This window comes from Gammaproteobacteria bacterium (assembly GCA_034522055.1).
Taxonomy (GTDB): domain Bacteria; phylum Pseudomonadota; class Gammaproteobacteria; order JAABTG01; family JAABTG01; genus JAABTG01.
The window spans coordinates 3,615,627-3,639,948 of the sequence record JAXHLS010000002.1; the positions used below are offsets into that span (position 1 = coordinate 3,615,627).

The following is a 24,322-nucleotide window of genomic DNA, read 5'->3' on the forward strand; positions in this document are numbered from 1 at the left end:
TCCTCCAGTTGGCCACCAAGCGCCTGATGGAGAAGGCCGAGGAGGTCCGCTCATGATCGCCAACAGCTTTCCCGCCATGCTTCAATCCTTTTTCACGGAGCGCCTATTTCGGCAACGCTGCGCCAGCGGACACACCATCGCTGGATACCGTGATGCCTTCCGTCTTCTTCTGCGTTACGCAGCAGAACGCCTCGGCACAGCGCCCTCGAAACTGCGGCTCGAGGATCTCGATGCGTCCTTCATCGGGCAGTTCCTCGATCATCTCGAACAGGAGCGGGGAAACAGCGCGCGCACCCGCAACGCCCGCCTGGCTGCAATCCATTCGTTCTTTCAATATGTCGCTTTGGAGGAGCCCGCCCATGCGCTGCTTTGCCAGCGCGTCCTGGCCATGCCGAACAAACGCCATGAGCGCCGGCTGATCGAGTTTCTCCACCGCGATGAGATCGATGCATTGATCGCCGCTCCAGACCCCTCCACGTGGATCGGCCGCCGGGATCGAACCTTCCTGACCGTGGCCGTTCAGACAGGACTGCGGGTTTCTGAACTGATCGGACTTCGCTGTCAGGACGTCGTTCTGGAAACCGGGGCCCATGTGACATGCCTAGGAAAAGGCAGAAAACAACGCGCAACACCACTGAGTGAGGAAGTTGCGGCCATGTTGGGCAGTTGGCTGCAAGAGCGTAACGGCTTGCCTCAAGAGCCAGTCTTTCCCAGCAGCCGCGGCGGGCCACTCAGCCGGGATGCGATCGAACGCCTGGTCGCAAAACATGCCAAGATAGCCGAGCAAAGCTGTCCCTCCCTGCGCCGCAAAAAAGTGACCGCCCATGTCCTGAGGCACAGCGCCGCGATGGACCTTTTGCAGCACGGTATCGATCGATCGGTGATTGCCCTCTGGCTGGGACATGAGTCCGTGGAAACGACACAGATGTATCTCCATGCAGACCTCCGCCTGAAGGAGCAGGCGCTGTCTCGCACCACGCCCCGAGGGATCGAACCGGCTCGCTACCGCCCCGACGACCAGCTGCTGGCATTCCTCGAGAGCCTGTGATTATGCCGACTCGAGGCACCGCCCGAGCGCCGCCAGCCGCTTTCCAGCAGCGCGATTCGGCATAATCCGGTTGTCGGCATGATGGCGCAGTTCCTGGGTCATGAGGCCGGTGTTGCCGGCGGCGGCGAGTAGGTGTTCTAGGCAGGCGAGGAGCTCTTCACGGGTTGCGACGCCGGTCGCGAGGCGTGTGCTGCACTGTAGGTGTTGATCGCGACGCCCAAGCGGTCAATATCGGCATCAAAGGTGCCTTCGTATGTGTCCCATGCTTGGTGGAGGACGGCGACCCAGTCCGCATCGTTTGGGGTGAAACTGAGGTCGCTCTTAATTTGGAGATGTAGCTTGCCGCGTTTGCCGTTCTCGAGAAGTCCAGTGACGATAATGTCGTCAAGAGGGTCATCGAACGCAGCACGTGGGGTAAGCGCCTGGACTGCATACTGGCCGGGAACTCCTCGCGCCGGTGATTCACCGAGTATGGCTGCCAAGTAATAGGCAACGACGCGCGCTTCAAAGTGCGTGCCGCCGCCACCTGTGGAATAGGGGCTTGCCATCTAGGGAGCGAGCCCTCGATCGTACGTGGACTCCTTCTTCAGTCGCTGGCCCATTTTCTTACAACCCTGTTGCCAGCGTCACCAGCGTCCTTCGGGATCCACCGATAGTAGACTCGCGCCGTGAACGTCCAATCCGTATGACCCATTTGCGCGGCAACCCACTGCGGCGACTCGCCCGCCATCAACGACATCGAGGCAAACGTGTGACGCATCTGGCCGGGAGGCCGGTAACGGACGCCAGCCCGCCGGCAAAGCGTATTCCATTGCCGAGTGCGAAGCGCCTGGTCGCCTGTCCACCGTTCTCGCGTATGAGGATTCTGGAAAACTTCAGCGCCCTTCAGAAACGTATGTTCCTTCTGGGCCTTCAGGGCGGCAAGAGCCGGTGGCAGGAGGTTGACCGTGCGCTCGCCAGCTTCCGTCTTCGTGTCCTCGATTTCCTCCGCGTCCTGAGTTAGCGCACCGTCCACGTAGATTCGATCGTTAATCCAGTCAACATTGCCCCACTTGAGGGCGAACAGCTCGGAGAGCCGTAGCCCCGTCCAGAACCCGAACTGGACCAGGTTCTGGAGCTGTCCCCTGGCGGCCCCGATCAGCGCAGTACGCTCCTCGTGGCTGAACGGGTCGATCTTGGACTTAGTGCTGGCTACCGATTCGCTCCGCGACTTTCGGCGGCGAATGACCTTGTTCGCCATCGGGTGATTGTGGATGAGCTCTTGTTCCACAGCCTCGTTGAGAGCCCGCCGCAGGACGCTGAGCTTGTTGTTCTGGGTCTTTCCGCTCCAGCCTTGGGACTTGGCCCAGTCGCGGATCATGTGCCACTTCAGATCCGTGAGCGCGAGCTGACCGAACTCGGGGATGATCTGGTTGAAGACGATTCGCTTGTCGACGGTGCGGGTAGAGGCCTTCAAGTCCTTTTCCTCACCGCGCCACCAATCGGAGAGGAAACGCTCGACGGCAATCGTCGCGCCGGGCTGGTCGCTGAAGAGCGGTGCGCTCTTTGATTTCGGGAAGGTGGTCGCGTAGTCGAAGGTGCTTTTTTCGATCGCATCTAGAATGGCAGCGCGATGGCGCTCGGCCCGCTTCAGGTTAGCGGGGGTGGGCTTGAGCTTGATCTTCTCGCGGCAACGCTTTCCCTGATAGGTGAAGGAGATCTCGATGGACGAGGCGCTGACTGCCCTGACACCCGTGCGAGGCTTTCTACCCAATGGTGATATCCATCCACGCTAATTAGAATTCTGCCGTCCGGGGCTTTGCTCCAAACCTGGCCCTCCAGCCATACGCCGTCCCTGAGTTTGGTGCGAATGGCATTCTCAGAGTACCCCGTCTCCTCTGAGAATTTACGAATTGTAACCCAGTTCACGGCCACCGGTTACACCAGCGATGGAAAAGTCGGTACCGATGGTACAAATATCACTTCACGGGGGGGTTGGTGGACGGCGCCTTCTTCGTAGAGACGGGTCGGTCCTAAGGTTAAATCGTTCACGGTAGGCTTGAGGTGGATTCATTAATCATCTGATTTTTAAAAGGTATTGCAGCAAGGCAGCGGTTCCGAGAGTAAAGTCAAGGAAGTTGGCGTAGGTCGGAAGGTAGACTGCTTAGTGCCTACGCTGACCGTACTCATGCTATCTAATCCAGGGTCGGGAAAAATTCTGGATAGCGGGCCAAGGAGAGTCAGCTATTGGCCTTGAATCTAGTCGATCCACCGGCCAAGAGCGTCGAAAGGACGCTCAGGTATGGAGATTCGTAATCAGTAGGTCGGGCGTTCGATTCGTCTCACCGGCACCATAGAATCAAAGGGTTACGGAAAAGAAAATTAGAAAATACTGAACTGGCTACCAAACTGGCTACCGGCCAACGTCGTCAGATAGCCAACGCAAGGAGGCGCGCCCACGTTCAGCCGCAGCATCGGGCCCAACCTTGTCCTCGAGGCCCTCACCCTGGCGGCTCACGCCGCCCCATACTGCGATATGCGGGGCCAAGTGGCCCGGGTGGTGGACGGCGACACCCTTCACCTGGCAGAGAGTCCCCAGGCGCAGCCGGTGAAGATCCGACTCGCCGATGTTGACACCTCGGAACACGATCAACCCTACGGCCGCGAGGCCACCCAGCTGCTGGCCCGGGTCGCCTTCGGCCGTCCCTTGTGTGCGACCACCACCGTGGACCGGGGCGCAATTTCGCGCTGGCGACGAATGGAATAACCGCGAACTCGGGCGACGTAGCAGCCTGGGTCTATCGGAAGTACGCCACGCCGACCTTCCGTTGGCAGTTCCTCGAGGCGGAAGCCGCAGTCCGGCATGGGGTTGTGGGGGTCGGGAGTTCGAATCTCCCCGCTCCGACCATATAATTAAAGCCTTACAGGCGGTTTATTCTGTTGAGTATTAAGTGAGTAGGTACCGCCGGTTCCGGTCCTACAATATCGCGAACGACCGGCCATCTGGGAGTCGGTAACGTGAGAAATCACGAATGTCGGTCGTCATGATCTCGCGTATCCCGGTTTCGTTCGCGACCCAATAGAGCGTCGCATCGGCCAAATCCATCTCGCGTTTATTGTCTGCGGAGTAGGTGTTCATCCAGGAAACCATGTCTCCCAGGTGGTAGGGGCTGAATGGATAGACGACAACGCCGCCCAGTTCAATCCACTGCAATAGTTCAAAACGCTGGGGCATCCCAAGCAAATAGCTGGCTTCGACGATGCAAGGCCAAGTCGTGAGCACGCGCAACCCGTTTGCGGAAAACTCCGAGATTAGCTGGTCGTAATGGTCGTGGTGTCTGTCGTCGACAGCGAACAGCGCAATCAGCGGGCCAGCATCAATCAGTATGCTTCTCACGCAGCTTTTTCCTCACCTTTTCGGATACCTGTTCAGACGCATCGCTGGTGCCAAGTGGCGTATTGCTGCGCACCTGGTGCAATAATTCGGCGGGATTTTTTAATCCCAGCACGCGCTCGATCGCATCCTTGACGAATTCGGATTTGCTGATTCCGAGTCGGTGTGCCTCTTCCTCGATGCGTGCTTCGATTGCCGGTTCGAGTCGTACGGACAAAGCCACTGGCTGACCCTCGTATTGATGTATTACGGTAATACTACACGGCGCTGATTCGTGCGGGCAATGCCGGATGTCGGGATGAATCCCGACCTACATCCGTGCCCCGGGAAGGGGCGATTGTCTTGTCTTCGTGGCCGGGCTGTCGGGATGAATCCCGACCTACATCCGTGCCGCCGGAACGAGCGGTGGGGGGTGTTTGTAGGTCGGGCTGTAGGTCGGGCTTCAGCCCGACAGTCCGCCGATGGGGATTCCAACCCGACGTGGGTGCATGGGGCAATGCCGGATGTCGGGATGAATCCCGACCTACATCCCGATAACGAGGCGAGCTGGTGGGTCCGCTGCGCTTGACCCACCCTACGTTTCTGCGCGCATCGACGTCATTGGAAGAGGCGTAGGTCGGCTGCCTTGGCAGCCGACGGAAACTCGGCGGTTTGTGGGCGCGGATGTCGGTTGCCGAGAGCAACCGACCTACAGACTGCTTGACAGGAAACGGAGTACATACATTCGTGCCGCCGGAACGAGCGGTGGGGGGTGTTTGTAGGTCGGGCTTCAGCCCGACAGTCCGCCGATGGGGATTCCAACCCGACGTGGGTGCATGGGGCAATGCCGGATGTCGGGATGAATCCCGACCTACATCCCGATAACGAGGCGAGCTGGTGGGTCCGCTGCGCTTGACCCACCCTACGTTTCTGCGCGCATCGACGTCATTGGAAGAGGCGTAGGTCGGCTGCTCTTGGCAGCCGACGGAAACTCGGCGGTTTGTGGGCGCGGATGTCGGTTGCCGAGAGCAACCGACCTACAGACTGCTTGACAGGAAACGGAGTATCTACATTCGTGCCGCTGGAACGAGCGGTGGGGGGGTGTTTGTAGGTCGGGCTTCAGCCCGACAGCTCGCGGATGGGAATTCCAACCCGGCGTGGGGGCATGGGGCGCGGCCGGATGTCGGGATGAATCCCGACCTACATCCGTGCCCCGGGAAGGGGCGATTGTCTTGTCTTCGTGGCCGGGCTGTCGGGATGAATCCCGACCTATATTCGTGCCGCTGGAACGAGCGGTGGGGGGGGGTGTTTGTAGGTCGGCTGCTCCTGGCAGCCGACGGGATCCTGGCGGGTGGCGGGCGGGGCCGTCCCGGTCCTCAAGATGAGGGCAACGGCATGTCCGCGGGCGGCGCGCCGTTCAGGGGCGTCTCGTGGACATGCAGCCAGCGCAGGGTGTCCGCCCGCTCGAGCCACACCGAGGCTACCACCCCCACCACGTCGCCGTCGTGGCGTTGCCACTCCTCGTAAGTGGCGAGGATGGTCTGGCCGGTCACATGGCGGATGCGGATGTCATGGACCGCGATGGCGAGCCCCGGGCTCGCGCCATGGGCCGCGCGGATCTCCCTGGCGAGGCCGTCGAGGTCCAGCACCGTTCCGGCGGAGGAGACGAAGGTGAAGCCCGGGTGGAAGTGGTCCAGGAATTGTTGCTGGAAGGTCTCGTCCCGGGCCGGCAGAGTGCCGCCGAACCACGCCGCGAAGAAGGCGTGGACGGCCTCCACCTGCTGCCGGACCCGGTCTATCAATGGATGTGCCATGGTGGTATTCCCGATGGCCGGGGCCGCGTTGGCCTGCTGCCCGTCGCCCCGGAGGATTCAACCCTACAATGACAGCCATGGTCCTGACCACCTCCATGTCCCGCGCTCGGCATCGGGCGGCGCGGAGTTCGTGCCCATGAGCCCCCACCATCCGGGCCGCTGTGGCGCCGTGGTGCTGGCCGCCGGCGGCTCCAGCCGCATGGGGGGGCGCAACAAGCTGTTGCTACCGGTGGCCGGCGTGCCCATGGTGCGGCGCGTCGCCGCCGCGGCCCTGGGCTCCGAAGCCGATCCGGTGGTGGTGGTGACGGGCCACGAGGCCGACGCCGTGGCCGGCGCCCTCGCCGGATTGGCGGTGACGATGGTGCACAACCCGGATTTCGCCACCGGGCTGGCGGGTTCGCTGGGCCGGGGCCTCGAGGCGTTGCCGGAAGACGTGACGGCGGCCCTGGTGTGCCTCGGGGACATGCCATGGATCGAGGCTCGCCATCTGGAGCGGCTGCTGGCCGCCCGGGACGGCACGGCTCAGGGCTCCGTGTGGGTGCCCACTTGGGCCGGCCGGCGGGGCAATCCGGTGCTGTGGTCCAGCCAATGGTTCCCCGCCCTCATGGCCCTGGAGGGGGATCGGGGCGGGCGGGCCATCATCGCGGCCCGTCCACCGGGGCTGCGGGAGGTGCCCATGCCCGACGACGCCATCCACTGCGACATCGACGCGCCGGGGGATCTGCCGCCCGATGCCGGATGAGGGGGGCGGATGTCGCCGGGCCCTCGAACTCAGGGGCGCGCGGGTACCCGGCCGTAGCGGGCGGCCACCAGCTCCGCGCTGATGGCGAGGGCGATCTCTTCCGGCTGACGTCCCCCCAGGTCGAGGCCCACGGGGCCTTGGATGCGCGCCAGGGCCCCGTCATCGAAGCCGCGGCGGCGTAGCCGTTCGAGGCGCCCCGCATGGCTGCGTCTACTCCCCAGGGCGCCGATGTAGAAGGCCGGTGAGGCGAGGGCGGCGGCCAGGGCGGGGTCGTCCAGTTCGGGGTCGTGGGTCAGGCACACCACCGCCGTGCGTTCATCGGGGACGAGGCCGGCGATGCCGGGGCCGGTGGCAACCTGGCGTATCTCGGCGCCCGGCAGGCGTCGGGGGGCGGCGAAGGCCGGCCGTGGGTCCACCACGGTGACGGCGAAGCCCACCTGGGCGGCCATGGGCACCAGGCTCTGGGTGATGTGCACGGCTCCCACGATGAGCAGTCGCAACGGTGGCGTCACCACCAGGGCAAAGGCGTCACCGGCGGGTGCGGCCAGCAGGCCACTGTGCCCCGCGGCCACGGCCGCCGCCAGCGCCGTGTCCTCCCGGGGGGTGAGGTCGAGGGATCCCGTGCCACTATCCCCCCGCACCACGGCCTGGCCCGGGTCCGCCAGGCGGAATACCAGGGCCGCCGGCGGGCCCCGCAGCAGCTCATCCACCACGGCAGGGTCCTCGAGCACCCGCACATGGACCCGCAGCCGGCCGCCGCAGGCCAGCCCCGCGGCCCGGGCGGTGTCGTCGCCGATGCCGTAGTCCAGGGTCCGGGGGGCACCGTCCTCCAGCACGTCCAGGGCCTCGCTCACCACCTCCGCCTCGATGCAGCCCCCCGACACCGAGCCCTCGAAGGCCCCCCGGTGATCCACCACCAGCAGGCTCCCTGCCGGCCGCGGCGACGAGCCCCAGGTCTCGATGACCACCGCCACCGCCACCCGTCGCCCGTCCCGGAGCCAGGCCCGGGCGGTGGCGAGTAGGGAGTGGGTGGGATTGGGCATGGGGGAGAGGAGGTGAATGGCGGAAAGGCTGGTGAATAGTGGTAGGGCAGTGAATGGTGAATGGTGGAAAAGCGGTGAATAGTGAATAGTGAATAGTGAATGGTAAAAACAGAATTTGCGGCATGGTTTTGAGGCTCTGATCCCTGCGCCTATTTCTTGGAGCCATCAGCCTCGCACGGTGTTATAACTATTCACTATTCACTATTCACCATTCACTATCTTCCAAACTATTCACCATCTTCCAAGTTCCTCCCTCATGAACGCCGCCGCCCGCAGCAGGGCATCGCGGGAGGCCAGGTCGTCGGCGAAGGTGCGTACGTCGGGGGGGCGGAAGTCGAAGCCGCGGCCGACGCCGGGGTACTCGATGAGGCGCACGTCGCGGCCGCGTTCCTTCATCACCTCCACGCCGGTCTCGATGACGCGCTTGCGCTGGTACTGCTCGTCCGCGCCCACGAAGATGAGGGTGGGCAGGGTCAGTTCCTCCATCTCGGGGGCGTAGCCGTAGACCTGCAGGGGCTCGGGGGCGTTGGGGTCCTGGAGGTGGGGATAGTAGGAGACATAGCAGGCGGCGGCATCGTCCTGACGCTTGAAGGTGGTGGCCACCTTGAGGGTGTAGTAGCCGCCGCGGGTGTGGGAGTAGAGGCAGGCGCGGCGGCTGCTGATGTCGTCCCGCGCCAGCAGGGCGTCCAGGCCCCGGTTCACGTCGGCCTCCAGGGCGTAGTCGTGGCGGATGGGATGGGTGCCGATGAAGTGGGCGGTATAGACATCGGGGGCCAGCACCACGAAACCCCGGGCGGCCAGGCGCTTCACATGACGGCGCAGCAGGTCGTCCAGGCCCCGGCGGCCGTGCTGGAACAGCACCGCAGGGTAGCGCTCACCGTCGGCGGGGCGGGCCACCATGGCCGGCACCGCCACGTCTCCGCTAGTATAGGTCACCTCCGTGGTGACCACCTCGTGATTCGCGGGCACCCGCATCACGCCCTCGTTCCACCAGGCTTCGTCCCACCACCAGGGCCTCTGGTCGGTCGCGGCGGCGGGGCCGGCCGCCAGCAGGGTGCATATCAAGAGCAGGATGGAGCGGGACATGGCGGCTTCTCGGGGATGGGTGAGCATGAACAATCATTAGCACACCCCCGCTCCGGGGCCAAGTCGGCGGCCCGCCGGGCGTTTCCCGGACCGTTTCCCCCCTGGCAGGGCCTTTTTTCACGCCATCCCTTGGGACTATGGTGGGGGCTATCCCATCCCCTGGAGACACCGAGAATCATGATCTTCAAACAGCTCGTGGAGGTGGATTCCTCCACCTATACCTATCTCATCGGCTGCGAGGTCACACGCCAGGCCGTCCTCATCGACCCGGTCCTGGATACCGTGGAACGTGACCTCCAGGTGCTGGGGGATCTCGGCCTCGAGCTCGCGGTCACCCTGGACACCCATATCCATGCCGACCACCTCACCGGCGCCCGCCGCCTGCGGCAGCGCACCGGCTGCCGGATCGCCTGCCCGCGCATGCTGGAGCTGCCCTGCGCGGACCTGGGGGTGCAGGAGGGTGAGACCTTCGAGGTGGGCTCCGTCACCCTGCATCCCCTGTTCACCCCCGGGCACACGGACCATCACCATGCCTATCTGCTGGAGACCCCGGTGCACAAGCTGGTGTTCACCGGCGATGCCCTGCTCATCGAGGCCTGCGGTCGCACCGACTTCCAGTCGGGGGATGCGGGCGCCCTCTACAACAGCATCCACAACAAGCTGTTCACCCTGCCGGACGAGACCCTGGTCTACCCGGCCCATGACTACGAGCAGCGCTTCATCTCCACCATCGGCCAGGAGAAAGCTCGTAACCCGCGCCTCGGCGGGGGGCGTGGCAAGGAGGATTTCGTGGCCCTGATGAACGGTCTGGATCTGCCCTATCCCCGCAAGATCGACTTCGCCGTGCCGGGCAACGAGGCCTGCGGGGAGTGTCCCGACAACGTGCCGGAGGCGTATCGCGGCCCCTGCGTGGCCAGCGACCAGGGCTGAGGCTAAGACGCCATGAGGGTGTCGTAGACGGCGAAGAACTGGCCCACGCCGTCATCGGCCCGGGGGTCGTAGTAGAGGGCATGGGGCTCGAAGGAGGGGGGCGGATCGAGGGGGTCCCCTTCCAGCATGGTGTCGAAGGAACGGCCCCCCAGCAGGCGGTGGAAGTGGGTCAGGTACAGGCGGTGGAGCACGCCGTCCCGCAGCAGGGTGTCCAGTACCCAGGGGCCGGCGATGGAATACAGGCGGCTCAGGCCTTCGCGGGCCAGCAGGTCCACCAGCACGGCGCCCTCCACGCTGGTGCCGCGCCCGGCGCTGAGCACCCGCACTCCCGCGGCCTCCACCCGCGGCAGCTCGGCCCGATCCGCCTCCGCCCCCACGGCGAAATACACCGGCCTCTCATAGCCCTCGCACATTTCCGCCAGGGCCGGGTCCAGGGTCCGGGTGAGGACCACCACGGCGGGCTGGGGCGGCAGCCCCTGACCGGCGCGCCATTCATGGAGGTCCCCATAGGCAGGGTCGCGGCTCACGGGCAGCACGTCCTGGGCCTTGCCGGTGGCCAGGTCGCGCAGGAACCGGGCGCTCACCAGCAGGGCATCGGCGCGGGCCGCCAGTTCCTGGAACAAACGCCAGTCCCGATCGTTGATGATGGTACCGGGCACGCTGTGGCCGCCGTGGCGTGGGTCCTCCACGGCGATGCGTCCGTCCAGGCTGGAGATGAAGTTGGTGTAGACGAAGGGCCGCCCGCTGCCGTCGCCATGGTCCATGGGATGCTCCAGATAGAGGCCCTCGAGGGCACACTCCCGGGTCGGCCCGGGATACAGTCTCAGCACTTTGTGCGATGGGTTCATGGTGTTTCCCTTCCGGGGTCAATCGGCAGCGGCGAACTCGGCGCTCAGGGAGAAGGCCACCACGTCTGCCGGTCCCTTCACCACCGTGGTCATGAAGTTCTCGATGGCCCCGGCGTAGAGTTCCGGTGAGTAAGGGCGGCGGGAGCGCTCCGAGTGGCCGTAGCCCGGCAGCTCGGGGGCGAACACCGGGCGGCGGCCGCGGTAATGGTCGAACAGCGGACGCATCTCGAAGGCGCTGGGGGCCGCGTTGATGCTGTGGAGGAGCACCAGGGGGTGGCCCGCCGGGCCCTCGTCCGCGTAGTAGGCGATGCGCCCCGCCCGGGGCGACCGGATCTCCGCGCGCCGGGTGTCCAGGGCCTCGGGCCGCCCGGCTTCCCATGCCGGGCGGGGCGGCATCAGTCGCCACCGCGGGCAATCACTGGATGGGTATGGAGGCGTAGCCCTGGGCGTGGTAGCCGGTGAGGGAGACGAAGGTGTTGCCGACGGGTTCGATGCCATCGAGAAGGGAGGCGCTGTCGACTTTGGACAGTCTCATGGCCACGGAGCAGGCCTCCATGCGGGCCCCGGCCCGTTGGAGGTCGGCCAGTTGTTCCGCGACGCGGTCCAGGTGCTCGAAGTCCGTTAGCTCCGCCTGTTCCCGATCCTCGGAGATGAGTTTCACCGACGGCCCACGAAACGCCAGTATGACGTCGGGCTCGACATCCTGGCGCCGCAGATCCGCGATGGTTTCCCGGATCACCCCGAGATAGAGGGCCAGCTTGCCGGGCTCGCCCATGTTGATATCGAACACCACTTTGCCCGTCTCGACACCCCGCAACGCGGCGTCATCCCCGGGCTTGGTTTCGGCGGCGGCCGTGGCTTGGCTGGCCGCCAGGAGGAGAGCGAGGCAGAGGCTGGTGAGGATTCTCATGACGGTTCTCCTTCGGTTTTGAAAAAGGGTTGGCCAATGCTTCCCAAGGAAGCGCAGGGTTTGAGCGCTGCGCCAGTATAAAGTGCCTTGGAACCCGTGAAGAGGGACTGGTAAAAGCACGCCCGGCATCACCGCCACCACCCTCCATGACGAATACCCCATCGCACGCCAGGACCTGTGGACGACGGTCCTCGACAAGGAGTTCGAACGCCTGGCGATGCATCCCAGCGATACCCGCTACGAAACCGAGCTCGGTCATGCATCAGGGTTTGCCGCGGGGGCCGTAGAGGGCAACGTTAATGGCGCAGTGGTCGGTGGAAGATTATTTCTATGAGGATTCTGGAGGTCCGACCCGCGCTCTCTGATGGCATCGGGTTGTGCTTGAACCCGCGGAGAACTTGCCGCATTTACTCCGCATCGTATGCGGAATAAGTCTTGACTCTGCGGAGAATACGGCGGATATTCTTATTATAAGTTGCGGAGTTTGAATGTATATCTGGGAACAAAAAGACTGGCCAAAGCTGATAGGGGACTGCAAAGCCCTGTCGCCGCTGCTTGCGCATGTCTCAAGGGCGCAGGGCCGTCTGCTGGGGCGGATGGAATCGCTGGGTTTTGCCCTGCGAACAGAGGCACATTTGAGCACCCTGACCCAGGATGTTGTGCAATCCAGCGATATAGAAGGGGAGAAGCTCGAACCCGAGCAGGTCCGCTCGTCCATCGCCCGGCGGCTTGGCGTCGATATTGGGGGCAGCATCCCGGCCGATCGGAATGTTGAAGGCGTGGTTGAGATGATGATGGACGCCACCGGCAATTATACCGCCCCACTCACCGAAGACCGGTTGTTTGGCTGGCATGCCGCGTTGTTTCCGACGGGACGCAGCGGAATGTTCAAGATCACTGTCGGTGATTGGCGTGATGATGCCAATGGTCCGATGCAGGTGGTCTCAGGTCCGGTCGGCAAACAACAGATCCACTATGAAGCCCCCCCGGCTGAACGGCTGCCGACCGAGGTTGCCGCTTTTCTGCGCTGGTTCGAGTCCGGGAAGGATATTGACCCGCTCCTGGCCGCGGGACTGGCGCACTTGTGGTTTGTGACGCTTCACCCGTTCGATGATGGCAACGGGCGCATCGCGCGGGCGATTGCCGATATGGCCCTGGCGCGCTCTGAAGGGACGGGACAACGCTTTTACAGCATGTCCGCGCAGATCCGGACCGAGCGCAATGCTTATTACGACATCCTGAAAACCACACAAAACGGCCCATGTGACGTCACGGTTTGGCAGACGTGGTTTTTGAACTGCCTGCTGCGCGCCATAGAGGGGGCCGACAGCATCATGGAAACTGTGCTGGCCAAGGCGCGATTTTGGGAGCGCTTTGCCAAAGCGCCGCTGAACGAACGGCAGATCAAAGTGCTGAACCGGGTAATGGATGGCTTTGAAGGCACGCTGACGACATCGAAGTGGGCCAAGCTGGGGAAATGCTCCCAGGACACGGCCTATCGAGACATCCTCGATTTGATCGTGCGCGGGGCCCTGCAAAAGGAACCTGGTGGTGGTCGCAGCACCAGCTACTCGGTCATCCTGCACCATGCGCATCCAACAACGGCCATCTAACTCACCCACACCCGTCCCCCTGAGCAGGAACCAGGGGCCGCGCAACGCCACCCTTTTAACGCCCCAGCCCGACAGCCTGCGGTGGGTTCCGGCTCGGCGCCGGGTGTAGGCGTCGGGGCCGGGATGTCGGGATGAATCCCGACCTACATCCGTGCCGTAGGAACGCGCGGCGCCTCGCACCGCTAGGTTGGACTTGTAGGTCGGGCTTCAGCCCGACAGTAACGCTTGTAAGTGCCATCTACAATGGAAAACAAGTCTGTTATCCATATGCGTATTCCATGGCCATTCGCCCACCCGTTCCAAGGACATCCGTCTTCAGGCGTCCGTTTCAAAGGAATTCGGGGAGTCATCCCGTGCCGATGCCGTAGTGGCGGAGGCATTCTGCCTCCCTGCCCCTCACCACTCGTTGCCCTTCCAGTGGTCCATGGGTCTCCGTCACCACGGTGTGCTGGCCCTCCACGTGGTGGTCGTCGTAGAAGTACACCACCACCCAGTCGTCGGTCCGGCCCAACTCGTGGGCGCGGGCGGTGTTGGAGTACATGGTGGTGAAGTTCCAGCCGTCCTGCTCGGTGTGGAGGATGGGGAGCCAGGCCTTGGCCTCGGGGTTGAAGCGCCGGGGGGCGATCTGCGGCAGGTGGCCGGTGGCGGCCTGGTCGCGGTACTGGCGGTCGATGGCGAGCAGCAGATCCACGCCGGGGGCGAGGACCGGAGGCACGTGGGTCTGGCGGCGGGTGCGGCCGAGCAGGGTGGCCAGGGTCGCCCGTAGGGCCGTGAGGCGACGGGTGCCGATGCCTGGGACCTGTTGCAGTCGGCCGTCCCAGGCGGCGTTCTCCAGGGCCTCCAGGGTGTCGATGTGGAGTTCGTCGTGGATGCGCTCGGCGAGTTCGGGGCCGATGCCGGGCACGGTCTGGAACAGCCTCGTGCCCTCCAGGGTGCCGCGCAGGCGGTCGAGCTGGGCCCAGCGGCCGGTGGTGACGATCTCCGAGATGGACTGCGCGATGCCGGCGCCCACGCCGGGCAGGGCCTCCAGGCCCTTGACGCCGCCCGCCGCCAGCAGCGTGTCCACGCCGCGCTCCAAGTGCTCCACGGTGTCCGCGGCGCGGCGGTAGGCGCGCACGCGGAAGGGGTTGGCGCCCTGCTGCTCCAGGACATCGGCCATCTCCATGAGGCGCATGGCCACCCTGGCGTTGTAGGGCAGGCTCACCGCACCGGCCCGGCGTCGAGTTCGATGGGGGTGATATGGGCATCCACCCGGGACAGGTCGGTGGGCGGGTGGCCGGCAGGTGCCTCGATGTCGGTGACGCCGAAGCGGGCCATGTCGGCCACGGGCAGGGTGTAGTAGTCGGGGACCTCGTAGGGCGGCATCTTGCCCACCCAGGCGAGGTGGCCGTCGACGCCGATGTCGGCGAAGAAGGCGTCCTCCAGGGCCGCCAGGCGCTCGGCCGCGACGCGGGCACGGGTCCGGGCGGTGGCCGCGTCTTCGCCGTGCCGCGCCATGCGCGCGGCGGCGTCGTCCCGCCACAAGCCGGTCTCCACCAGATGGCGGTAGCTGCCATGCCAGGCCACCACTGCCCCGGGGCGGATGACTTTGCGCCGGCCGGCGGGGAACACGTAGTTGGCGCAGGCGGACAGGCAGTGGCCGACCACCACCACGTCGACGCCGTGCCCGTGCACCCAGCGCCCGAGGGTGATGGCGGCCTCCACGGAGCCGCCCATGGAGGTGATGGCGAGTTCGGTCACGGGCCTGTCTGCGACACCCTCGAAGAAGGCGCGGTTGGCCCCGGCGTCGATGTCGCCGCGGTAGGTGGCGGTCCCGGCGATGGCCGGAGGGATGGCCGCAGTGGTGGCGAGGAGGGCGGTCAGCAACAAAGGCGGGATACGGGCCATGGTGATGGGTGGCAATCCGTTGGTCGAAGGTGGTTTGGGGCTACCAGGCCCAGTTTACCTCACGGCGCCCCGGGCGCAGGGCCCCGGCCCGCCCCTTGAACCCCCGGGTTCCGCCTATAGAATGCGCGCTCCGGCGGCGCAGGCCGCCTCGACCCTGGTGTGTTTACTGTAAGGAGATGGATTCATGACGAGCTGTCCTTTCTGCAAGGCCGACCCCAGCGGGCTCTTCTGGGAATCGGATCGGGTACGGGTGATGTGGGACAGCCGTCCCCTCACGGACGGCCATACCCTGGTGGTGCCTGTCCGCCATGTGGCCTCCTACTTCGAGACCACCATCGAGGAGCGTACCGCCCTGGCCGCGGCCCTGGACGTGGCGAAGGCGGCGGTGGAGGAGCGCTACCACCCCGATGGCTACAACATCGGCATCAACGACGCCCCCGCGGCCGGGCAGACGGTCCCCCACTGCCACATTCACCTGATCCCCCGTTACGAAGGAGACACCGCCGATCCCCGGGGCGGCGTGCGCTGGATCCTCCCGGACCGGGCCCGCTATTGGCAGAGCTGAGGCCTTGGTGTCGGCCAGGCAGAGGCCGAGCAGATGTTCTCTGATTGCCCCGCGATACCCCGCCTGGGCTTCAGGCCACCCGGTTCCTCACGGCCAAGTGCGGGATTGCCTGCCAGGCGCAGGGCCCAGTTCCACAGGGCCGAGTCCTGCACCGGTAACACCAGGAAGAAGTGTTCGAGAATCGCAAGCCTCAGTAGAGTGGCCACCAGGACCGTGGCGGTCTTTTCGAAGTCACCGGTACCCTCACCCGTGATGGTCGCCAGCACGAACTCTGGATCATCGGAGGCATGGCGTTGCTGGCGATGGGCGGAGTGGGCCAGGCCTTGACCACGGCGTGGGGGATTCGGTGGCGCGCACGGCCAAGCTGCTGGAGTGCCTCTATCGCTACCGCGCCCACGCCGCCGGCGGCGAATGACTACGGCCCAGGGTTGGCGGCCTCCTCGACCGACTGGGATAGGGCGATGTTGCACTCGAAGGCGTAGCGGGCCTCCGCCACCATCTCCGCCGTGTCGAGCGCAGGGGCGAGGCGGTCCAGGGCGGCGCGGTAATCGGCGATGCAACGGGGTACGTCGGGGATGGCGGGGAAATGGTAAAAGCCTAGTTCCCGGGTTGTGAGACCCAGGGTCTCTCCGAGCACGCGGCTGAGGATGCGCCCGCCGTTCAGATCCCCTAGATAACGGACGTAGGCATGGGCCGCGAGGCCGGCGGCGGACACCTCTTCGACGCGCTGTTGGTAGGCGGCGCCCGCCTCAAGCAGGGGGATCTCGTGGCGCCAGCGGGCCCCGGCCAAGTGCCGAAGGTCCCGTTCCAGGGCCGCGGCCCGGTAGAGACCGGGGCGGGCCAGTTCTCGCAGCGGGCCGTCGCCGGCCGCCTCGAGGCGCCGTTCCATGGCGGCGTAGACGGGCTCCAGGTTGCGCAGCAGCAGCAGGTAGGCGCCATGCCCGGCGGTGCCCGCCAGCAATTCGCGGATGACGCCTGTGCGTTCCGCCCGTTTATGGACGTCGCGGGTGGCTTCCCGCAGGGCCAGGGAGAGGGGACGGCCGTTCTTGACCAGGGCTGCGGGGCTGGGCTCGGGCATGGAGTGGGGTCGCCGGCGGCCGGGGATGAATGGCGTACAGCATAGCAGAGGGTGCGGTTGGGTCGGCCTTTCCCCTGGGCCGGGCATGGCGGGTGCGGGTGGCGGGTGGAGCTTACCAGGCGGGCGCCATGCGCACCTGTCCCGGAGTCTCGTTGTGCTTCACCGGCAGCAGATACAGGCGGCCGAATACCGTGGCGGCCCGCAGGGCGAGGATGCCACGGCGTGCCAGGGAGACCAGGCCGCCCCGTTTCTTGGCCTCGAGGACGGCGATGTTGACCATGATATTCGCGCCCTCGCCGCGGGCGATGACATCGATCCAGGGTGCCTCCGTGAGCACCTGCTGGTACATGAAGGTGGCATGGATTCCCTCATGCAGAAGAAAAACCCCGCAGGTTCCTTGAGGACCTGACCTGGGCCAAGCGCTTCCTGCTGCTGTTCCGCGCCGTGCAGTGACGGGCGGCGGGTGCGGCCATCACCGGCCGTTGTCGTCCTCCTCCTCCAGGAACCGTTCGTTGCCGGCGGTGAGGCGTTGGAACACGCCGAGCCCCATGAGCAGGAAGACCGAGGCCACCAGGAGGGCGGTGGGGTAGAGCAGGTTGGTCATGTTGGTGGTGCCGGTCTGGAAGATGAATACCAGGGCCTCCAGGGCGCTGGCGATGATGACGATCACCAGAAACTTGGTCAGGGTGCGCCGGGCCTCCCGGGCCGACCGTAACTCGCGGTCCCGCACCACCTGCTCCTCGAACAGGTACTTGGCGATGTCGAACACCGCCATGGAGATGACGATGAGACCGATGGCATCGAGGGAGACGTCGATGTAGGGTCGCCCATGGTACAGGGCATGGCCCACCTCCCACAGGCCGTAACCGATGAGCAGCAGGCTGATGAGCAGCAGGGCGATGCTGGCCAGCAGGTAGACCAGAGCGTTGGCGTAGTCGAGCAGCTTCATCATGGTCTCGTTGCCGTCTGTTGTCAGGTGCGCCACACCCGCCAGTAGGCACCCAGACGCTGGCGTAAGGTGGCGGGCTTCTCTGCATAGACGCGGCGGCCGAGGGCCAGGGCCTGCCGGCGCAGGGTGGCCTGGCGCTCCGCCACCCGGTGGCGCAGGCGGTCCAATTCTGAAGTTGTCGCCACGCCATCGGGCAGATGGTCCAGCATCGCGTTGAACACGGCCAGGTCGTGGTCGTCTCCCAGCAGATCCGACAGTTCCTTGAGGACACGGGCGCGGCATCCCATGATGTCCGGCCAGGTCTTTTTGAGCAGTCGACTGTGATACCAGTGGTCTTTCGCCCGTTTGCGCCAGTCATGGAAACGGCTATCGGTGGGATCCGTCATGGCGGCGTCCAGTGTCTTGCGGCCACGCCCGTAGGCGCGTTTGAGGCCGGGACCCAGCATCCCGAAGCCATGCCCTTCGAGGGGCCACTCGGTGACCGCCCGGCGGGCCTCTTCCAGGGCCTTCGCCACGTCCGCCTTGTGGTCGTCCAGGGTACCACTGTTTTGGTAGGCGGCATCCCGCGCGGCCACCAGATGGCCATGCAGGCCGGCGAAGGGCGGTACCGCGTGCTCCGCCGGCAGATCCTCGCGCAGGGCCTCGAGGGTGGCCACCATCACCTCGGCATCGCGGGGTCCAGACAGGGCGCGGCCGAGGTCGCGAAAGCGCCGGTTCTCGGCCCCGTAGCGGCCCTTGCCCAAGACCGGTCTCACCAGGCGCAGCAGGGCGCGGATCTTCTTCAGCCGCTTGCGCGCCTGATGAACCGCCGCCGCGGACGCCATATCCTCGTCGCCGAGTTCGTCCCGGGCCTGCTCCATCTGCTCCAGGGCAATACGCCGAACGCCGTCCGCGACGGACTCCTTGCGCTTCAGGTGGTAGGGCATGGAAAACGCTTCATGGGTCAGCTCGCTCATGTTCGGTGTACATCTCGAGGACACCCCATATTCCGGGCCATGTCAACGCCGGGGCGATCCTTCGCCCTTCATGCGGGTGGATCAAATGCAGCGGACCCGCCTTGCCTCGACCACCCGAGCACACCGGAGCCTTTGGGAAGCGACCATGGAGTGTACCGTCGGGTATCATCGTCCCGCGGGATCATCAAATGTGGAGGAGGGCGGCGGATGAAGAGGATTATAGTCGATGTAACATCGAGGGCTTGGTACCCGCCGGGGTGCGAGACCGGGCTGTGCAGGCGCCGTGAAGGTATGAAGGGCAATGGCACGAAGCAACGTCGCCGGCGGGGGGGCGAACGGCCATGACCTTTTCCATCGTCGCCATCGATCGCGACACCGAGGCCTTCGGCTCCGCGGTGGCCAGCCGCTCGGTGGCGGTGGGCGGCACGGTGGCCTATTCGCGGGTGGGAGTGGGGGTGGTGAACACCCAGAGCTACGCCCATCTGACCCTCGGGGAACGGGTGCTGGACGAGATGGAGAAGGGGGTCGCACCCCAGGATGCCCTTGCGCGGATCCTGCGCACCGACGCTCGGGCCGATGCCCGCCAGATCATCGCCATCGATGTGGCGGGGCGCCGCGGCGCGTGGTCGGGCTCCGACTGCAGGCCCCACTATCACCAGCAGTTGGGCATGGATTGCGTGGCCGCCGGCAACTGGCTGACCAGCACCGTAGTGGTTGACCGCATGGTGGAGGCCTTCGAGCACAGCGCCGGGCGCACCCTCGGGGAGCGTCTGATGGCCGCCCTGGAGGCTGGCGAGGCGGCGGGCGGCGACAGCCGCGGCCGCCAGGCGGCGGCGGTGAAGGTGAAGCCGGGACGCAAAGACAAGCCGGTGGCCATCAATCTCGATCTGCGGGTGGATGACCATCCACAGCCGTTGCAGGAACTGCAGCGGCTCTATCGAATCTTCAGGGAAGAGTTTCGTTGATGCGTTTCTTGGCGACCGAGGGTGCGTCATGTCAACCTTCCGGTGGGTCACCGGCCCCGGAAATCCCGCCCCGGCGGGTCGATAGCTCATCTGGTCAGTGAGGCCCGTAGCGGAGGCAACAGCCATGCAGGACAAGTCCATTCCGGCCGCCACCCAATTGCTGTGGCAGGGCCGCCAAACCGTGGAGGAGGTGCGCGGCCTGGTGGCATCCCTCAAAGAATCGGTGGCCGTCGAACTCCAGCTGCCTCCCGATCTACACCACACCCTGTATGCCAGGCTTTATCCCCAGGCCACCGGCGAGGCCGTGGAGGAAGTGGCGCTGGAGGGCGGCGCCGAGCTGTTGCGGCGCATCGAGGACCTGCCCGGCATCGACGGGCTGGCCGCGGTCCGTGAACTGGTGGAGCAGGAGGGTCTCAAGGTACGTATCGTCAGCCCGGGTCCCACCATCATCCTCTACTCCTGATGCCGGATGAGGAATACCCCACCGTGAGTCCATCCCCTCTGCCTTTGCCGCCGCGAACCCATACTGAACGGGGTGAACTGCGCCGCCTTGGCGTGGAACTGGAACTCACGGGCCTGTCCATCGACGCCCTGGCGGCCCTGGTGGCCGGGGAGACCGGGGGCCAGGTGGACAGCGTCAGCCGCTACGAGTCGGTGGTGGAGGGCGACCCGGCCGGCCCCTGGCTCATCGAACTGGACTGGGATTGGCTCAAGCGCAAGGGCCGGGAGCCCCGGCACCCGGACGGACTGCTGGACAACCTCGATGAGTTGGGCGAGGGGATCCTGCGGGCCGGCGCCGAGCGCCTGGTGCCTATGGAGGTGATCAGCCCGCCCCTGCCCATGGACCGCCTGGAGGAGGTGGAGGGGCTCATCGAGCGCCTGCGGGAGGCGGGCGCCCGCGGTACCACCGACGGGCTGGTGAACGCCTTCGGAATGCAGCTCAATCCCGAGGTGCCCGCCACCGATGCGGACACCCTGACCCGCTTCCTGAAGGCCTTTCTGTGTCTCTACGACTGGCTCAAATTGCGCGCCGAAGTAGACCTGACGCGGCGCCTCACGGCCTACGTGGACCCCTTCCCGCCCGACTATGTGCAGAAGGTGGTGAGCCTCGATTACCAGCCGGACCTCGATGCCCTGATGGACGATTACCTGTTCGCCAATCCCACCCGCAATCGTGCTCTGGACCTGCTGCCCCTGTTTGCCCACCTGGACGAGCGGCGAGTCCAGCGGGTCGTGGGCGACGACCGGGTCAAGGCCCGGCCGGCCTTTCACTACCGCTTGCCCAACTGCGAGGTGGACCGCCCCGGCTGGGGGATCCACGTGGCCTGGGGTGACTGGCTGGAGGTGGAGCGCCTGGCGGATGACGGGGCGCGGCTGGACGAGGTGTGCCGCCACTATGCGGCCTTCCTGGAGCGGCCCATGAGTGCCCTGTTCGAGGACTGGGCCCGACAGGTACAGCGATGGCTGCCGTCCATACCAGGCCCCTGATTGCCGTCACCGGGCCGACCCGCGGCGGTGCCGCGCCTCGGGTGCTGGTGCACCTGGCGCTGTGGCTGGCGGGCGGACGGGTGGTGCAGTTGAGCCCGCGGCGCAGCAGTTCTCCGGAGCCCTACCAGGGGGTGGTGGTCACCGGCGGCCATGATGTGGACCCGGTACTCTACGCGGCCGAGTCCGAGGTGAGGCCGCGCTACGACAGTGAGCGGGACGCCTTCGAGTCGCGTGTCATCGACAACGCCCTCGAGCGGGATCTGCCCCTGCTGGGGATCTGCCGCGGGGCACAGTTGCTCAACGTGCGTCTCGGTGGCAACCTGTTTCAGGAACTGCGGTCCCGGCGCCATCACACCTCCAACCGTTCCACCATCCTGCCCCTCAAGACCCTCGAAGTGGTGGAGGGCAGCCGCCTCCATGGCCTGCTGGGCGCCGACCGGGCGCGCATCAACAGCATCCACAACCAGGGCATCGACCGTCTGGGAGAAGGTCTGGTGGTCTCGGGCCGCGACCTGGACGGCATCGTCCAGGCCGTGGAGGCTCCCCGCAGTACCTGGCTCATGGGTGTGCAGTGGCATCCCGAGTTCCTGATCTTCGTAGCGCGCCAGCGGCGGCTGTTCAAGGCCCTGGTGGAAGCCGCCCGGGGTTGATCCATGGAGGCCGATGCCGGCCTGTTCCTGGTGTCCTTCCAGGCCGCCACTCTGTTGCCTGCCTATTCGGAAGTGGTGTTCGCGCGGCCTGCTGGCGGCGACGCCCTCACCTTCGTCGCCGGCTTCATGAAGGTGAGGTTCGACGTATTCATCCTCCTGACGGGCTGCGGCGAGGGCATGCGCTACGTCTTCCTGCCCGGTTTGGTAAACTGGTTCTATACCACCTTGTGAGGTGCCCGGGGGGCAGGCGCCGCCGGCCCCCCGGCCCCCCGGGCACCGCGCGCCCGCCCTTGTCCGCAACCCACCCAGAGGTAAACTGGATTGTCCGAGACTGCCCTGCATCATGAACTGTCGCGCCTCAATTTTCTCGCAGACGATGATTTCGAGATGCTGGACGAATTGCTCTCCCGGCGTCACACTCTGGCCGCAGGCGATCTCATGGTGATGGACGGGGATCCCATGGAACAGACCACGGTGGTGTTGGACGGCTGGGCCTTCCGTTTCAAGGATTTCCCCGACGGCCGCCGCCAGATCTTCAACTTCCTGCTGCCCGGCGATATCGTCGGTATGTTCGCCCTCATGTTCGGCAACGCCCGCTGTGGCGTGGAGGCCCTCACCGCCTTGGAAGTGGCCGCCTTTCCTTCCGCCCGCCTGGTGCCGGTGTTCCAGAACTGCCCGCGCTTGGCCCTCGCCCTCAGCTGGCTCGCCGGCCAGGACGAACGGCTCCTGCACGAGCAGATCACTCGCGTGGGCAGCCGCGCTGCCACGGAGCGCATGGCGCACCTGTTCATCGAACTCTACCTGCGATTGCTGCGGGTGGGTGTGGACGAGGAAGCCGCCCGCCGCCTGCCCCTTACCCAAGTCATGCTGGCGGAGACCCTGGGCATGAGCCACGTCCATGCCAATCGTTGTTTCCGCGAGCTGGTGCGGGCCGGTGCCGCCGAGGCCCGGAACAGCCATGTGTGGCTCCTCGACCCGGACTTCCTGGCCAAGCGCGGCGGTTTCGATGCCGGCTACCTGGAGCAGCAGGAGGTGCCGCAGCGGACCCGCAACGTGGCGGCAGATCACGACGTCGGCTCCAACTGTACCTGACCCGCACTTGGGCGCGGCGCCAGGGCGGCCATTATCAAATGTCAAAGCGTGGCGACGATGCCTGCCCCCATACTCTGATCCAAGATTGAAGGCTTGGCTGGGTGGGCATCGCCCCGGCGACGCTTGACTCTCAGCTATCCGCAACTACGAGCGGAGGTCCGCACGATGTTTCAGGGTCGACACCACCCTCTCGATGAACTGGAATCCCTGTTGGCCCTCGACCGGTCGCAGGTGGAGGTGCCCCTCGGTTCTCATGGTGATGGGGAAGAGGTGGACTGGATCCCGGCCGTCGATGTGGAGCGCGGCGAGGATGCCTATCGCATTCGCCTGGAGGTGCCGGGGGTACGCCATGAGGACGTGGCGGTGGCGGTCGCGGACGGTGTGCTCATTGCCCACGGCTACAAGCATGCCGCGGCCCGGGCCCGGGGCCAGGGTCGACTTGCGCGGCGGGAGTGCAGCTACGGGGAATTCATGCGCCGCTTCACCCTGCCCACGGCCATCGACGTCCGGGCGGTCCGGGCCGAGCTTGCCGATGGCCTGTTGGTCATCTCCGTGCCATGGCGCACGGGAGAGGCCGAAGACAGCGTGGAGGTGGAGATCGCATGAGCGTTAAAGACTCCCGATTCGACGGCGAGGGCTTTCTCAGGGACCCGGAAGCGTGGTCGCCACAGATGGCGACTGAGATCGCTGCCGCCGAGGGCATACGAAACCTCGGTCAGGATCACGTCAAGATACTGGAGGAGTTGCGCCACCGTTATCTGGACCGGGGTGATGTGCCCGCCATGCGCCACGTGTGTCGTGACGCCGGACTCGAGGAAAGCTGTGTCAGGGAGTTGCTGGTGAATCCCCTGCGCGCATGGCGCGTTGCCGGTCTGCCGGACCCCGGGGAAGAGGCCAAGGCCTACCTCGAGACCGCCCAGTAGAGCTGGGAAACGCTTTTCGCCAGGGTCCTCGAGGGGACGGGCAACAGGCAACCAGCGGAGGAATCCATGGGATCCAGAAATGCATACGAGCAGAAGGTGCAGGCGCGACTGGAGCGGATCCGGGCCGAGATAAGGCGCCTCCAGGCCAAGGCCCGGGAGGCCGATGCCGACACGCACATCGGCATGGAGGAGCAGGCGGCCCAGTTGGACGCGCGCCGGGAGGCCGTGCTGACCCGACTGGCCCTCCTGCGGGATGCCGGCGACGAGACCCTCGCCGAAGTGAAGGCGGGCCTGGAGGCCGCCCTGCAGGACCTGGAGGATGCCTTCGAGGCCGCCACCGCGAAATTCGAGAAATGAGCCCGGGAAATGAGCCCGAGAATTGA

32 protein-coding genes and 1 pseudogene are annotated in these 24,322 nt (G+C 65.6%); 15 read left to right on the plus strand and 18 right to left on the minus strand.

Annotation, left to right across the window (positions count from 1 at the left end):
- Nucleotides 1-52 precede the first annotated feature (52 nt).
- Complete coding sequence (locus U5S82_17490; protein MDZ7753381.1) at nucleotides 53-1,048, plus strand: site-specific integrase; 996 nt, start codon at nucleotides 53-55, stop codon at nucleotides 1,046-1,048.
- 84 nt (nucleotides 1,049-1,132) lie between these two features.
- Here U5S82_17490 and U5S82_17495 read toward each other — a convergent pair.
- The 3 genes and pseudogenes from U5S82_17495 to U5S82_17505 form a co-directional block, all read right to left on the minus strand.
- A pseudogene (locus U5S82_17495) lies at nucleotides 1,133-1,237 on the minus strand (ATPase).
- On the minus strand, nucleotides 1,186-1,596 hold the full coding sequence (locus U5S82_17500) for a hypothetical protein (protein ID MDZ7753382.1): 411 nt from the start codon (nucleotides 1,594-1,596) through the stop codon (nucleotides 1,186-1,188). The pseudogene U5S82_17495 and the gene U5S82_17500 overlap by 52 nt, the downstream one beginning before the upstream one ends.
- 38 nt (nucleotides 1,597-1,634) lie before the next feature.
- A complete protein-coding gene (locus U5S82_17505; GenBank protein MDZ7753383.1) occupies nucleotides 1,635-2,801 on the minus strand; it encodes a DUF3596 domain-containing protein in 1,167 nt (388 codons plus the stop codon).
- A gap of 762 nt (nucleotides 2,802-3,563) precedes the next feature.
- On the opposite strand from U5S82_17505, the gene U5S82_17510 reads away from it, so the two are divergent.
- Nucleotides 3,564-3,794, plus strand: coding sequence for a hypothetical protein (locus U5S82_17510; protein MDZ7753384.1), 231 nt, complete (start codon nucleotides 3,564-3,566; stop codon nucleotides 3,792-3,794).
- A 210-nt stretch (nucleotides 3,795-4,004) separates the two neighbouring features.
- Here U5S82_17510 and U5S82_17515 read toward each other — a convergent pair whose 3' ends face one another.
- The 3 genes from U5S82_17515 to U5S82_17525 form a co-directional block, all read right to left on the minus strand.
- A complete protein-coding gene (locus tag U5S82_17515; protein MDZ7753385.1) occupies nucleotides 4,005-4,424 on the minus strand; it encodes a pilus assembly protein in 420 nt (139 codons plus the stop codon).
- Nucleotides 4,405-4,644, minus strand: a complete 240-nt coding sequence (locus U5S82_17520) for a CopG family transcriptional regulator (GenBank protein MDZ7753386.1) — start codon at nucleotides 4,642-4,644, stop codon at nucleotides 4,405-4,407. The genes U5S82_17515 and U5S82_17520 overlap by 20 nt, the downstream gene beginning before the upstream one ends.
- 1,132 nt (nucleotides 4,645-5,776) lie before the next feature.
- Nucleotides 5,777-6,214 carry a hypothetical protein gene (locus U5S82_17525; protein MDZ7753387.1) on the minus strand — a complete coding sequence of 146 codons (438 nt, stop codon included), beginning with the start codon at nucleotides 6,212-6,214 and terminating at the stop codon, nucleotides 5,777-5,779.
- 136 nt (nucleotides 6,215-6,350) lie between these two features.
- Between U5S82_17525 and U5S82_17530 the strand changes: the two genes are divergently transcribed.
- The gene (locus tag U5S82_17530; GenBank protein ID MDZ7753388.1) at nucleotides 6,351-6,956 is read left to right on the plus strand and encodes a nucleotidyltransferase family protein; all 606 of its coding nucleotides are present in this window, start codon (nucleotides 6,351-6,353) and stop codon (nucleotides 6,954-6,956) included.
- A 29-nt stretch (nucleotides 6,957-6,985) separates the two neighbouring features.
- Here the strand turns inward: U5S82_17530 and U5S82_17535 are convergent, their stop codons facing one another.
- Complete coding sequence (locus tag U5S82_17535) at nucleotides 6,986-7,999, minus strand: XdhC family protein (protein ID MDZ7753389.1); 1,014 nt, start codon at nucleotides 7,997-7,999, stop codon at nucleotides 6,986-6,988.
- A gap of 231 nt (nucleotides 8,000-8,230) precedes the next feature.
- Nucleotides 8,231-9,085, minus strand: coding sequence for a dienelactone hydrolase family protein (locus tag U5S82_17540; protein ID MDZ7753390.1), 855 nt, complete (start codon nucleotides 9,083-9,085; stop codon nucleotides 8,231-8,233).
- A gap of 177 nt (nucleotides 9,086-9,262) precedes the next feature.
- On the opposite strand from U5S82_17540, the gene U5S82_17545 reads away from it, so the two are divergent.
- Entirely contained in the window at nucleotides 9,263-10,015 is a 753-nt protein-coding gene (locus tag U5S82_17545) for an MBL fold metallo-hydrolase (protein ID MDZ7753391.1), read from the plus strand.
- Nucleotides 10,016-10,017: 2 nt separating this feature from the next.
- On the opposite strand, the gene U5S82_17550 is transcribed toward U5S82_17545, so the two are convergent.
- From U5S82_17550 to U5S82_17560, 3 genes are read right to left on the minus strand one after another with little or no spacing between them, the layout of a single operon-like run.
- On the minus strand, nucleotides 10,018-10,863 hold the full coding sequence (locus U5S82_17550; GenBank protein ID MDZ7753392.1) for a dihydrofolate reductase family protein: 846 nt from the start codon (nucleotides 10,861-10,863) through the stop codon (nucleotides 10,018-10,020).
- Nucleotides 10,864-10,881: 18 nt separating this feature from the next.
- Nucleotides 10,882-11,259: an alpha/beta fold hydrolase gene (locus U5S82_17555; protein ID MDZ7753393.1), complete on the minus strand. Its 378-nt coding sequence runs from the start codon at nucleotides 11,257-11,259 to the stop codon at nucleotides 10,882-10,884.
- Nucleotides 11,260-11,278: 19 nt separating this feature from the next.
- Nucleotides 11,279-11,773, minus strand: a complete 495-nt coding sequence (locus U5S82_17560) for a DsrE family protein (protein ID MDZ7753394.1) — start codon at nucleotides 11,771-11,773, stop codon at nucleotides 11,279-11,281.
- 488 nt (nucleotides 11,774-12,261) lie between these two features.
- On the opposite strand from U5S82_17560, the gene U5S82_17565 reads away from it, so the two are divergent.
- The gene (locus U5S82_17565; protein MDZ7753395.1) at nucleotides 12,262-13,386 is read left to right on the plus strand and encodes a Fic family protein; all 1,125 of its coding nucleotides are present in this window, start codon (nucleotides 12,262-12,264) and stop codon (nucleotides 13,384-13,386) included.
- Between the two features lie 346 nt (nucleotides 13,387-13,732).
- Here U5S82_17565 and U5S82_17570 read toward each other — a convergent pair whose 3' ends face one another.
- Both U5S82_17570 and U5S82_17575 read right to left on the minus strand, forming a co-directional pair.
- Nucleotides 13,733-14,590 (minus strand): helix-hairpin-helix domain-containing protein, encoded by an 858-nt coding sequence (locus U5S82_17570; protein MDZ7753396.1) that lies wholly within the window; start codon nucleotides 14,588-14,590, stop codon nucleotides 13,733-13,735.
- Nucleotides 14,587-15,273, minus strand: a complete 687-nt coding sequence (locus U5S82_17575; protein ID MDZ7753397.1) for a hypothetical protein — start codon at nucleotides 15,271-15,273, stop codon at nucleotides 14,587-14,589. Before U5S82_17575 ends, U5S82_17570 begins: the two co-directional genes overlap by 4 nt.
- A 184-nt stretch (nucleotides 15,274-15,457) precedes the next feature.
- Between U5S82_17575 and U5S82_17580 the strand changes: the two genes are divergently transcribed.
- On the plus strand, nucleotides 15,458-15,838 hold the full coding sequence (locus U5S82_17580) for an HIT family protein (GenBank protein MDZ7753398.1): 381 nt from the start codon (nucleotides 15,458-15,460) through the stop codon (nucleotides 15,836-15,838).
- Here U5S82_17580 and U5S82_17585 read toward each other — a convergent pair.
- From U5S82_17585 to U5S82_17605, 5 genes are all read right to left on the minus strand, one after another.
- A complete protein-coding gene (locus tag U5S82_17585) occupies nucleotides 15,823-16,104 on the minus strand; it encodes a DUF3623 family protein (protein MDZ7753399.1) in 282 nt (93 codons plus the stop codon). The two genes, U5S82_17580 and U5S82_17585, sit on opposite strands and share 16 nt — an antisense overlap.
- Nucleotides 16,105-16,253: 149 nt before the next feature.
- Nucleotides 16,254-16,916, minus strand: a complete 663-nt coding sequence (locus tag U5S82_17590; GenBank protein MDZ7753400.1) for a biliverdin-producing heme oxygenase — start codon at nucleotides 16,914-16,916, stop codon at nucleotides 16,254-16,256.
- Nucleotides 16,917-17,028: 112 nt separating this feature from the next.
- A complete protein-coding gene (locus tag U5S82_17595; protein ID MDZ7753401.1) occupies nucleotides 17,029-17,265 on the minus strand; it encodes a hypothetical protein in 237 nt (78 codons plus the stop codon).
- A 123-nt stretch (nucleotides 17,266-17,388) separates the two neighbouring features.
- On the minus strand, nucleotides 17,389-17,868 hold the full coding sequence (locus tag U5S82_17600) for a hypothetical protein (GenBank protein ID MDZ7753402.1): 480 nt from the start codon (nucleotides 17,866-17,868) through the stop codon (nucleotides 17,389-17,391).
- Between the two features lie 20 nt (nucleotides 17,869-17,888).
- Nucleotides 17,889-18,821 carry a CHAD domain-containing protein gene (locus U5S82_17605; protein MDZ7753403.1) on the minus strand — a complete coding sequence of 311 codons (933 nt, stop codon included), beginning with the start codon at nucleotides 18,819-18,821 and terminating at the stop codon, nucleotides 17,889-17,891.
- A 341-nt stretch (nucleotides 18,822-19,162) separates the two neighbouring features.
- On the opposite strand from U5S82_17605, the gene U5S82_17610 reads away from it, so the two are divergent.
- From U5S82_17610 to U5S82_17650, 9 genes are all read left to right on the plus strand, one after another.
- Complete coding sequence (locus tag U5S82_17610) at nucleotides 19,163-19,786, plus strand: DUF1028 domain-containing protein (GenBank protein MDZ7753404.1); 624 nt, start codon at nucleotides 19,163-19,165, stop codon at nucleotides 19,784-19,786.
- A 124-nt stretch (nucleotides 19,787-19,910) separates the two neighbouring features.
- Nucleotides 19,911-20,249 carry a hypothetical protein gene (locus U5S82_17615; GenBank protein MDZ7753405.1) on the plus strand — a complete coding sequence of 113 codons (339 nt, stop codon included), beginning with the start codon at nucleotides 19,911-19,913 and terminating at the stop codon, nucleotides 20,247-20,249.
- A gap of 23 nt (nucleotides 20,250-20,272) precedes the next feature.
- Nucleotides 20,273-21,274 (plus strand): amidoligase family protein, encoded by a 1,002-nt coding sequence (locus tag U5S82_17620; protein ID MDZ7753406.1) that lies wholly within the window; start codon nucleotides 20,273-20,275, stop codon nucleotides 21,272-21,274.
- Nucleotides 21,247-21,924 (plus strand): gamma-glutamyl-gamma-aminobutyrate hydrolase family protein, encoded by a 678-nt coding sequence (locus tag U5S82_17625; GenBank protein ID MDZ7753407.1) that lies wholly within the window; start codon nucleotides 21,247-21,249, stop codon nucleotides 21,922-21,924. The genes U5S82_17620 and U5S82_17625 overlap by 28 nt, the downstream gene beginning before the upstream one ends.
- 3 nt (nucleotides 21,925-21,927) lie before the next feature.
- On the plus strand, nucleotides 21,928-22,155 hold the full coding sequence (locus U5S82_17630; GenBank protein MDZ7753408.1) for a hypothetical protein: 228 nt from the start codon (nucleotides 21,928-21,930) through the stop codon (nucleotides 22,153-22,155).
- A 90-nt stretch (nucleotides 22,156-22,245) separates the two neighbouring features.
- Nucleotides 22,246-23,016 (plus strand): Crp/Fnr family transcriptional regulator, encoded by a 771-nt coding sequence (locus U5S82_17635; GenBank protein ID MDZ7753409.1) that lies wholly within the window; start codon nucleotides 22,246-22,248, stop codon nucleotides 23,014-23,016.
- 165 nt (nucleotides 23,017-23,181) lie between these two features.
- Nucleotides 23,182-23,622 carry an Hsp20/alpha crystallin family protein gene (locus tag U5S82_17640; GenBank protein ID MDZ7753410.1) on the plus strand — a complete coding sequence of 147 codons (441 nt, stop codon included), beginning with the start codon at nucleotides 23,182-23,184 and terminating at the stop codon, nucleotides 23,620-23,622.
- Entirely contained in the window at nucleotides 23,619-23,939 is a 321-nt protein-coding gene (locus tag U5S82_17645) for a TusE/DsrC/DsvC family sulfur relay protein (GenBank protein MDZ7753411.1), read from the plus strand. Before U5S82_17640 ends, U5S82_17645 begins: the two co-directional genes overlap by 4 nt.
- 66 nt (nucleotides 23,940-24,005) lie before the next feature.
- The gene (locus U5S82_17650) at nucleotides 24,006-24,296 is read left to right on the plus strand and encodes a coiled coil domain-containing protein (protein MDZ7753412.1); all 291 of its coding nucleotides are present in this window, start codon (nucleotides 24,006-24,008) and stop codon (nucleotides 24,294-24,296) included.
- Nucleotides 24,297-24,322: the final 26 nt, after the last annotated feature.